The sequence below is a fragment of the Nocardia sp. NPDC060220 genome (assembly GCF_042727815.1).
Classification (GTDB): domain Bacteria; phylum Actinomycetota; class Actinomycetes; order Mycobacteriales; family Mycobacteriaceae; genus Nocardia.
Map to the genome: position 1 here is coordinate 1 of NZ_JBHWZY010000475.1, position 5,343 is coordinate 5,343.

The 5,343-nt window shown below is 63.4% G+C and carries 4 protein-coding genes; 3 read left to right on the plus strand and 1 reads right to left on the minus strand.

Going from position 1 to position 5,343, the window contains the following annotated elements; translation table 11 throughout:
• Window positions 1-149 precede the first annotated feature (149 nt).
• A complete protein-coding gene (gene metG, locus ACFWF3_RS22830) occupies window positions 150-1,718 on the minus strand; it encodes a methionine--tRNA ligase (RefSeq protein ID WP_379315198.1) in 1,569 nt (522 codons plus the stop codon).
• A gap of 1 nt (window position 1,719) precedes the next feature.
• On the opposite strand from metG, the gene ACFWF3_RS22835 reads away from it, so the two are divergent.
• The 3 genes from ACFWF3_RS22835 to ACFWF3_RS22845 form a co-directional block, all read left to right on the plus strand.
• Window positions 1,720-2,574 (plus strand): TatD family hydrolase, encoded by an 855-nt coding sequence (locus ACFWF3_RS22835; RefSeq protein ID WP_379315199.1) that lies wholly within the window; start codon window positions 1,720-1,722, stop codon window positions 2,572-2,574.
• Window positions 2,575-2,745: 171 nt separating this feature from the next.
• Window positions 2,746-3,873, plus strand: a complete 1,128-nt coding sequence (locus ACFWF3_RS22840; RefSeq protein ID WP_378993213.1) for a transglycosylase family protein — start codon at window positions 2,746-2,748, stop codon at window positions 3,871-3,873.
• 735 nt (window positions 3,874-4,608) lie between these two features.
• Window positions 4,609-5,343, plus strand: a 735-nt coding sequence (locus tag ACFWF3_RS22845; protein ID WP_379315200.1) for a type VII secretion target, incomplete at its 3' end; no start/stop codon positions are given.

Here is a 5,343-nt window from a genome sequence, read left to right on the forward strand (position 1 = left end):
CGCTACGGCCCCGCCGAATGGATCCTGCGATGGGTGACCATCGGTCGCAGACCGGCTTGGCGAACGCTGCCGACCACGGTGAGTTGAGATACCCGGCGGTTGCGAACGAGTGGCGCACGGCGAAAGGCCGTGCGCCACAGCTCGTTCGACTATTCCTTCGGCTCGACGTAGCGCGGGAAGATCGGCTCCGGCGCGGGCAGGTCGAGACCGGGAACCAGGGGAGTGGCGATGTCGGCGAAGGTGCGGCCTTCCTGGGCGAGCAGGTCCAGGATCTTGGCCGCGGAGCCCGGCATCACCGGTTGGACCAGGATGGCGACGATGCGGACCACCTCGAGGGTGACGTAGAGGACCGTCGCCATACGGGCCAGGTCTTCTGCGGTGCCCGACTTGCGCAGTGCCCAGGGGGCGTTGGCGGAGAAGTAGCGATTGGTTTCGCCGAGGGTGAGCCAGATGGCTTCCAGGGCGAGGTGCATCTGCTGGACGTCGAACTCGGCGCGGCATTTGGCGAGCAGCCCGTTCGCGCGGTCGAGCAGCGCACGGTCTTCGTCGGTGAACTCGCCGGGCGTGGGGGACTTGGCGTCGCAGTTCTTGTTGACCATGGTCAGGCTGCGCTGGACCAGGTTGCCGAACTCGTTGGCCAGGTCGGCGTTGATGCGGCCCGCGATGGCGTCGTTGCTGTAGCTGCCGTCCTGGCCGTAAGAGATCTCGCGCAGCAGGAAGAACCGCACCTGGTCGAGGCCGTAGGTGGACACCAGCGAGAGCGGGTCGACGACATTGCCCGTCGACTTCGACATCTTCTCGCCCTTGTTGTACAAGAACCCGTGCACGAACACCCGGTCGGGGAGTGCGATCCCGGCCGACATCAGGAACGCGGGCCAGTACACCGTGTGGAACTTGGTGATGTCCTTGCCGATGATGTGCAGGTTGGCAGGCCAGAACTTCTGGAACGCGGCGGAGTCGGTGTTCGGAAAGCCCACGCCGGTCAAGTAATTGGTGAGCGCGTCGACCCACACGTACATCACGTGGTCGGGCGCGCCGGGGACCGGAACACCCCAGTCGAAGGTGGTGCGGGAGATCGACAGGTCCTTCAGCCCGGACTTGACGTAGCTGACGATCTCGTTGCGCCGCGTCGAGGGTGCGATGAATTCGGGCCGCTCCTCGTAGAGGGCGAGGAGCTTGTCCTGATACTCCGAGAGCTTGAAGAAGTAGTTCGACTCCTCGGACCAGGTGACCGGGGTCTTGGTCTCGGTGGACTCGCGGGTGCCGTCGGCGAGGAGGGTGGTCTCGTCCTCGTTGTAGAAGGCCTCGTCGCGCACCGAGTACCAACCCGAGTAGTTGTCGAGGTAGATGTCGCCATTGGCGAGCATCCGTTCCCAGATGGCGACGCTCGCGGCCATGTGGTCGTCATCGGTGGTGCGGATGAAGCGGTCGAACGAGATGTCGAGCGCCTTGTCCATCGCCTCGAAGACGTCGGAATTGCGGGCTGCGAGCTCCTGCACCGGGATGCCTTCGGTGGCGGCGGTCTGCTGCATCTTCTGACCGTGCTCGTCGGTGCCGGTCATGAAGAACACGTCGTAACCGTCGAGTCGCTTGAAGCGGGCGATCGCGTCGGTGGAGATGTACTCGTACGCGTGGCCCATATGCGGCACACCGTTGGGGTACGCGATGGCCGTCGTGACGTAGAAGGCGGGCGCCTCGGCGCCTTCGGCTGCACTCATGATGGGCACTACTCTAATCCGGGTGGCAAACACGAATCGTCCGGCTCCGCCTGTTCCGCCGCCGCTCGCGCCCCTGATCGACGCGCATACCCACCTCGATGCCTGTGGCGCAACCGATGCCGCGTCGACCGCGGCCATCGTCGACCGGGCCGCCTCGGCCGGTGTCGGGCACGTGGTGACCGTCGCCGACGATCTCGCCGCCGCGCAGTGGGCCGTGCGGGCCGCGAACTGGGATCCGCGGGTATACGCCGCTGTCGCGTTGCATCCCACCCGGGCCAACGCCCTCGACGACAAGGCGAAGGCCGAGCTCGAGCACCTCGCCACCGACCCGCGCGTGGTCGCGGTCGGTGAGACCGGCCTCGACTACTACTGGCCGGGCAAGCTCGACGGCTGCGCCGACATCGAAACCCAGATCGAGGGTTTCCGCTGGCACATCGACCTGGCCAAACGCGTGCGCAAACCGCTGATGATCCACAACCGCGAAGCCGACCACGACCTGCTCACGGTGCTGCTCGACGAGGGTGCGCCGGACACGGTGATCTTCCACTGCTTCTCCTCGGACGCCACGATGGCCGAGGCGTGCGTGGCGGAGGGGTACGTGCTGAGCTTCTCGGGCACGGTGAGTTTCAAGAACGCGCACGAATTGCGCGAGGCCGCCAAGCTGGTGCCCGACGACCAGATCCTGGTGGAAACCGATGCGCCGTATCTGACACCGCACCCGTATCGCGGTGCGCCGAACGAGTCGTACTGCCTGCCGTACACCGTCCGCGCGCTCGCCGAAGTGCGGGAACAGGACCCGCAGACGCTGGCCGAGATCACCACCGCCAACGCGCGCAGGCTGTATCGGATTCGGTAGTCCGTTTCGCCGGATCGACAGGGGGCTGGACATTAAACGTGAGTCGGCTCACATTCCTTCGCTGACATCGTTATCTACCAGCGCGGTCTATATCGAATTGTGATCTACGATCCGCTGTTCGGGCGGCCTGGTGTTGTCTACCGCGCACCGCGTCGTTATCGTCCTGTAATCATGTCAGCTTTTGCGCGGATCAACTCGTCACGTTCACCGCTGCTGTTCGCAGCGGTGGCGGCCATGCTGCTGATTCTTCTCGTCGGCGCCTCGCTGGCCATCGTGAACCACAAGACGGTCGCGATCGTCATCGACGGCGAACGGACCGAGCTCTCGACGATGTCGCGCGACGTGCGCGCCATCCTGGCCGACGCGGGCTACGAGATCGCCGAACACGACGAGGTGATCCCCGCCGCGAGCGCCAAGGTCGGCGACGGCGCCACCATCACCTTCAACCGGGGCCGCGAGATCACCGTCACCGTCGACGGTGTCGAGCGCAAGGTGTGGACCACCGGCACCACCGCGGGCGACGCGCTGGCATCGATGCAGATCCCGTCCGACACCCACGTGTTGCCCTCGCGCACCGAGAAACTGCCCCTCGCGGGTGCGGCGCTGAGTGTGTACACCCCGCGCACCATCGCGCTGGTCGACGGTGGCGCAGCCCCGGTCGATGTGCGCCTCGCCGCCGCGACCATCGGTGAATTCCTCACGGCCGCGGGCGTTCCGTTGAAGGACGAGGACTTCACCGAGCCCGCCGCCACGACCCCCCTCGCCGAGGGCATGCAGGTCGTCGTCACCCGGCAGCGCACCGAACAGCGCACCGAGACCCTGCCGCTCGATCCCACCGAAACGGTGATCGAGGACGTGACCATGAACATGAGCCGCACCGTGGTGGAGAACCCGGGGATGCCCGGTCTGCACGAGGCGACGTTCGCGGTGAAGATGGTGAACGGCGTCGAAGCCTCACGCGTGCAGGTGCATTCGAATGTGATCACGCCCGCGCAGAACAAGACGATCCGCAAGGGCGCCAAGCCGGGGACCGAGGTTCCGCCGGTGCGTGACGGTGCGGTGTGGGATGCGCTGGCCAAGTGTGAGTCGACGGGGAACTGGGCGATCAACACCGGCAACGGGTACTACGGCGGCATCCAGTTCGATCAGAGCACCTGGGAACGCCAGGGTGGCTTGAAGTACGCACCGCGCGCCGACCTGGCCAGCCGCGAAGAGCAGATCGCGATCGCCGAGGTGACGCGGGCCCGTCAGGGCTGGGGTGCCTGGCCCGCGTGCACCGGGCGATTGGGAATCAGCTGACCGACGTTGACCACACTCTGAGCGGAAACCAATGAGATGGCCAAGATAGATTTTTCGAAGAAGGGCCCTGCTGATACGCCGTCGCTCGGCGTGAGGATCCTGCGAACGATCGGCAGAGTCCTCCGCTGGATCCTCGAACTGTTGCTCTGACGCTAGCAACGTTACGCGAGACCTGATGCTCGGTAATCGGTCATTCGTGATGTGTTGCTGCGGGTTTGGTGATCTTTGCGGTCATCTCGTGCACGCTGATCGCGGTTGTCATTGCTGATACACTGCACCGGCCGAGGGGAGGAATGGCATGGGTCGGTTAGTGAGCAAACTTGGTTGCGGTCTCGGCGTACTTGGGCTAGGGATCGCCGTGATCGGGTGTACTTCGTCGGGGAGAAGAGATTCACCCCCGCGATCTCGAACCTGACCGCAGCAGCTACTTCGTCGATGTCGCCCGCAACACGCCAAGCGAGCGTTACAGGCGACTGCTCGACCGCCCTCGCATTGGATCGGGGTCGGCCGCAATATTCCGCGGCAACCTTCACTGTCGCTCCGGCCCGATCCGATTCATCGAGTGGCTTGACATCGCTGACGACGCTCGCCACCTCCTACACCGAACCAGCGACCGCGTTCGCATTGCACCGGGTGACGCCGGGGTACTGGCAACCGAATTCACCCGATGGATCGGTACCGAACTACGCAACCTCCACAATGGTCAAACGGCCGAACGACTGACAGGTACCTATTATGGGCGATAACGACGCGTTGAGGGCACATCCAGACGAGATCGCTGGCATTTCGGGGGTGTACCGCGACATCGGTACTGACCTGACAAGCATCGCTGGCTACATCAACAACCACGGCACTCCATCGAACAAGATGATGGGGGAGATCATTGCCGCCATTGTTCCGGCGGTGACCAACCTGCGTGACTCGGCGAATCAGTCGACAAAGAACTATTCTTCTGCAGCTGAGGGAACGGCAATCAACCTGAACCGGGCTGCATGGATGTACCACGACACGGATCAGCGAAATTATGCCGCACTAAACAGTCATACGATGAGCATCGCAGGCCGTGAAAGTGATTCGTCGATCGCCGGACAAGGGATCACCGAAAATTATCCAAATCCGGTCAGCTACACTGGGCCGGAAGGCATTACATTGCCGCCTCCGGATGGACTGGAAGAGAACCTGGTCAAGGCTATCGAGGACAAGACGGGCTGGCTGGGTGACTTCAATGAAGGAATCCGACTTGCGACTGACGACAAGTGGAGTCCACTTGGTCAGCTATTCGAACCCCTTGAGGGCAATTGGAATGAATTTCGTCGCCTCGGCGGTGCGTATCGAGCGTATGGGAATGCTATGGAAGCATCTTCTAAGAACGTCTCATGGAGCGCACTCCAGCTCGGAAATTTCTGGGATGGTAAAGCGGCGATCGCTTTCGAAAACTATGCACAGGATCTATCTCGCTCGATTCAGTGG

Bases quoted from the DNA above. Each gene is read 5' to 3' on its own strand.
- metG (WP_379315198.1), bottom strand. From the start codon at position 1,718: ATGAGTGCAGCCGAAGGCGCCGAGGCGCCCGCCTTCTACGTCACGACG.
- ACFWF3_RS22840 (WP_378993213.1), top strand. From the start codon at position 2,746: ATGTCAGCTTTTGCGCGGATCAACTCGTCACGTTCACCGCTGCTGTTC.
- ACFWF3_RS22835 (WP_379315199.1), top strand. From the start codon at position 1,720: ATGGGCACTACTCTAATCCGGGTGGCAAACACGAATCGTCCGGCTCCG.